This window comes from Mizugakiibacter sp. (assembly GCF_039680435.1).
In the GTDB taxonomy this organism is placed as follows: Bacteria; Pseudomonadota; Gammaproteobacteria; order Xanthomonadales; family Rhodanobacteraceae; genus Mizugakiibacter.
This window is the reverse complement of record NZ_JBDKSX010000052.1, coordinates 1-4724: the sequence shown is the minus strand read 5'-3', so window position 1 is coordinate 4724 and position 4724 is coordinate 1. Positions and strand designations below refer to the sequence as shown.

Here is a 4724-nt window from a genome sequence, read left to right as displayed (position 1 = left end):
GCGGCGCTCGCCCGGCCGCGCTGACCGGGCGCCGGCGGCGCGAAGGCGCGCCCGGCGCGGCCGGCGGCGCCGGGCGCGCGGTAGAATGGCGGCTTCCCTTCCCCGGATGCCGCCATGTCCCTCGACTCCGCCACCCGCGCCCGCATCGAGACGCTGCTCAAGGACCACCAGGTCGTGCTGTTCATGAAGGGCACGCGCTTCCAGCCGCAGTGCGGCTTCTCCGCCGCCGCCGCCAACGTGCTGAACGAGGTGCTGCCGGAATACCACACGGTCGACGTGCTGGCCGACCCGGAGCTGCGCGAGGGCATCAAGGTATTCGGCAACTGGCCGACGATCCCGCAACTGTACGTCGGGGGCGAGCTGGTCGGCGGCGCCGACATCGTGCGCGCGATGTACGCCAGCGGCGAGCTGCACGCGCTGTTCGGCGCGGCCGCGCCGGACCGCACGCCGCCGGAGATCATCATCACCGACGCGGCCGCCGCGGCGATCCGCGCCGGCGTGGCCGATGCGGGCGGCCTGGCGCTGCACCTCGAGATCGGCCCCGACCACAGCGCCGGCTTCCAGCTCGCGCCGGCCGGGGAACACGACATCGTGGCGGTCGCCAACGGCATCGAGGTGCACTTCGACCCGGGCAGCGCGCAGCGCGCGCGCGGCATCAAGATCGACTGGGTGGAGACGATGCAGGGCGCCGGCCTGTCGCTCAGCTTCCCCGGCGCCGGCGGCGTGAAGCCGATGGAGGTCGCCGAGCTGCAGCGCCGCCTGAACGCGCGCAGCATCACCCTGGTCGACGTGCGCCCGGCGCCGGCGCGCGCGATCGCGCCGTTCCCGGCCGCCGGCGTGCGCATCCTCGAAGAGGAAGGCTACGACGCGCTGGCCGCGCTGCCCAAGGACACCGCGCTGGCGTTCATCTGCCACCACGGCAACTCCAGCCGCGCCATCGCCGAGCGCTTCGCCGCGCACGGCTTCGACGAGGTCTACAACGTCGAGGGCGGCATCGACGCGTGGTCGGTGCAGATCGATCCTTCGGTGCCGCGCTACTGAGCGGGACTCGGGACTCGGGACTCGGGACTCGGGACTCGGGACTCGGGACTCGGGAAAAGCATAAACGGGTAATCGCGTAGGGTGGGCTTCAGCCCACCCTCGCATCGCCCCGCCATGGGTGAGGCGGGCCCAATCCCACCCTGCGACCCGAGCGGCACTCAGGGAATGCGGTCCGCGTAGGTTGCGTTGAGGGGAGCGAAACCCAACGCACTCCGCGGGCAACGCCGCCCTGAATCAGTCGGGACAACGGTACGCCTTGCCGCGCACCGAAAGTGTCGAAGTGTTGTAGACGCCGGTCCAGACGATGTGGGTGGCGCTGAGCCTGGCGGCCTGCGCGCGCGCTTGCTGGCGGGCGTGCTGGTCGGCAAGCGAGGCCGCGCCGCCGGTCCAGCGCGGCGTGCCGCTCACTTCACCGAGGTAGCGGCAGGCGTTCACCGTTGCCGCATCGGCATCGATCACGGTGCCGAGATCCTGCGGCGGCGCGCTGGCGCAGCCGGCGATGACGGCGCCAAGCGCGGCCGTCGTGAACCATCGCTTCATGTCCCCTTCCCCCTGTCGCGCCGTCCGCCGCCGCGCGCGCGGCGACGGCGGCCTGCTGCATTCCCGGTCAATCCGCCTCGAGATCCTCCTCGAAGCGCAGGTGCTTGACGCTGCGCCCGCGCCGGCGCACCAGCTTCAGCGCTTCGATGCCGATCTTGATGTGCGCCTCGACGAAATGCGTGGTGACCTCGCGGTCGCTGGCCTCGGTCTTGACGCCTTCCGGGATCATCGGCTGGTCGGACACCAGCAGCAGCGCGCCGCACGGGATCTCGTTGGCGAAGCCGGCGGCGAAGATCGTCGCGGTCTCCATGTCGATCGCCATGCAGCGCGTGCGCCGCAGGTAGTCCTTGAACGCCTCGTCGTGCTCCCACACGCGGCGATTGGTGGTGAACACCGTGCCGGTCCAGTAGTCGTGGCCGAGGTCGCGGATCATGGTCGAAACCGCGCGCTGCAGCTGGAACGCGGGCAACGCCGGCACTTCCGGCGGCAGGTAGTCGTTGCTGGTGCCTTCGCCGCGGATCGCGGCGATCGGCAGGATCAGGTCGCCGAGCTTGTTCTTCCTCTTCAGGCCGCCGCACTTGCCGAGGAACAGGCAGGCCTTCGGCGCGACCGCGCCGAGCAGGTCCATCACCGTGGCGGCATTGGGGCTGCCCATGCCGTAGTGGATCATGGTGATGCCGTCGGCGGTCGCGTTCGGCATCGGCCGGTCGCGGCCGCGCACCTCGACGTCGTGCCATTGCGCGAACAGCTCGACGTAGTTGCCGAAGTTGGTGAGCAGGACGTGCTGGCCGAAGCCTTCCGGCGGCGTGCCGGTGTAGCGCGGCAGCCAGTTGCTGACGATCTCGTGCTTGTCTTTCATGGGCACGACGCGAATCGGGCGCCCGCGCGGCCGCGGACGCGTGACCGGCGACGCCGCGCCGGCGGAATCCATGCGCTGATTGCGCCGCCAGTGTAACCGGAACCGCACGGCCGGTGCGGCATCCATCGCGGCCGGGCACAATGGGGCGGCCCCCGCGCCAAGGAGAGGAACCATGCTGCTCTTCACCGGTATCGTCCTCGCGCTCGTCGCCCTGCTCGCGCTCGGCTTCCTCGGCCGCGGCTACGCCGCCTGGGTGGTCGCGGCCGGCGTACTGCTGCTGACCTGGCTGGAGCGCGGCGTCGCCTCGCCGCTGCTGTTCCACGCCACCGCCGTCGCGTTCCTGGCCGTCGCCCTGCTGGCCGGCTTCGCACCGCTGCGCCGCGTGCTGGTGTCCGGCATGCTGATGAAGCTGATGGCGCGCGTGCTGCCGCGGCTCGGCGAGACCGAGCGCATCGCGCTGGAGGCCGGCACGGTGTGGTGGGACGCCGAGCTGTTCTCCGGCGCGCCGCGCTGGCAGAAGCTGCTGGATTTCCGCTGCAAGCCGCTCGGCGAGCGCGAGCAGGCGTTCCTGGACGGCCCGGTGGCGGAGCTGTGCCGCCGCCTCGACGACTGGCAGGTCGAGCAGGACCGCGACCTGCCCGCCGACGTGTGGGAACTGCTCAAGCGCGAGCGCTTCTTCGGCATGATCGTCCCGCAGCGCTACGGCGGGCTGGAGTTCTCCGAGATCGGCCACTCGCGCGTGGTCACGCGCATCGCCAGCCGCTCGATCACCGCCGCGGTCACGGTGATGGTGCCGAACTCGCTGGGCCCGGCCGAACTGCTGCTGCACTACGGCACCGAGGCGCAGAAGGATCGCTACCTGCCGCGCCTCGCCCGCGGCGAGGAAATCCCCTGCTTCGCGCTGACCGGTCCCGAGGCGGGCTCCGACGCCGCCGCCACGCAGTCCGAGGGCGTGGTCGAGCGCGGCGAATGGGAAGGCCGGCAGGTGCTCGGCATCCGCCTCAACTGGCACAAGCGCTACATCACGCTGGCGCCGGTGGCGACGCTGATCGGCCTCGCCTTCCGCATGAAGGACCCGCACGGCCTGCTCGGCGACAAGGAGGATCTCGGCATCACCTGCGCGCTGATCCCGCACGACCTGCCGGGCATCGAGATCGGCCAGCGCCACGACCCGATGGGCGTGCCGTTCCAGAACGGGCCGATCGTCGGCCGCGACGTGTTCGTGCCGCTGGACGCGATCATCGGCGAGAGGAGCGGCATCGGCCACGGCTGGCGCATGCTGATGGAATCGCTGGCCGCCGGCCGCTCGATCTCGCTGCCGGCGCTGGCCGTCGGCGCGGCACAGATGTCGACGCGCATCTGCGGGGCCTACGCCACCGTGCGCGAGCAGTTCGACACGCCGATCGGCCGCTTCGAAGGCATCGAGGAGCCGCTGGCGCGCATCGCCGGCCTGACCTACCTGATGAGCGCGACGCGCACGCTGACCTGCGGCGCGCTGGACGCCGGCGAGAAGCCGGCGGTGCTGGGCTCGATCGCCAAGGCCTACCTCACCGAAGGCATGCGCCAGGTGGTGTCGGACGCGATGGACATCCGCGCCGGCGCGGCGATCCAGCGCGGCCCGCGCAACAGCCTGTCGCGCATGTGGATGGCGGTGCCGATCGGCATCACCGTCGAGGGCGCCAACATCCTCACCCGTTCGATGATCGTCTACGGCCAGGGCGCGATCCGCTGCCATCCGTTCGTGCAGCACGAGATCGAGGCGGTCGCCGCGCGCGACCTCAAGCGCTTCGACCGCGCGATCTTCGGCCACGTCGGTTTCGTGTTCACCCGCGCGCTGCGCGCCTGGCTGCTGGGACTGACCGGCAGCCGGTTGGCGCCGAAGCCGGCGACGCCGGATCTCGGCCGCTTCTACCAGCACCTCACGCGCCTGTCCTCGGCGTTCGCGTTCGTCTCCGACCTGGCGATGGGCACGCTGGGCGGCGCGCTGAAGCGGCGCGAGAAGCTGTCCGGCCGCCTCGCCGACGCGCTGGCGTACCTCTACCTCGCCTCGGCCGCGCTGAAGCGCTACCACGACGAGCCGAAGATCGCCTCCAACTACGACCTCGCGCGCTGGGGTGTCGCGCTGTGCCTGTACCGCGTGCAGGAAGCGCTGCGCGGCGTGCTCGACAACCTGCCGTCGCGGCCGGCGGCGTGGCTGGCGCGCCGCATCGTGTTCCCGCTGGGCGCGCGCTTCCGCCCGCCCTCGGACAAACTCGGCCGGCGCGCCGCGCGCGCGATCCTGGAA

Annotated in this window: 4 protein-coding genes; 2 read left to right on the top strand and 2 right to left on the bottom strand. The window is 71.6% G+C overall.

All coding sequences use genetic code 11. The annotated features are described in order from the left end of the window. Positions 1-114: 114 nt before the first annotated feature. Complete coding sequence (gene grxD / locus ABFC67_RS05810; RefSeq protein ID WP_346737097.1) at positions 115-1041, top strand: Grx4 family monothiol glutaredoxin; 927 nt, start codon at positions 115-117, stop codon at positions 1039-1041. 234 nt (positions 1042-1275) lie between these two features. Here grxD and ABFC67_RS05805 read toward each other — a convergent pair whose 3' ends face one another. Beyond that, the gene (locus tag ABFC67_RS05805; protein WP_346737096.1) at positions 1276-1581 is read right to left on the bottom strand and encodes a hypothetical protein; all 306 of its coding nucleotides are present in this window, start codon (positions 1579-1581) and stop codon (positions 1276-1278) included. Between the two features lie 67 nt (positions 1582-1648). After that, positions 1649-2440 carry an AMP nucleosidase gene (locus tag ABFC67_RS05800; protein WP_346737098.1) on the bottom strand — a complete coding sequence of 264 codons (792 nt, stop codon included), beginning with the start codon at positions 2438-2440 and terminating at the stop codon, positions 1649-1651. A 172-nt stretch (positions 2441-2612) separates the two neighbouring features. Between ABFC67_RS05800 and ABFC67_RS05795 the strand changes: the two genes are divergently transcribed. Beyond that, positions 2613-4724 (top strand): acyl-CoA dehydrogenase (locus ABFC67_RS05795; RefSeq protein ID WP_346737095.1); only part of this gene is annotated, 2112 nt, incomplete at its 3' end.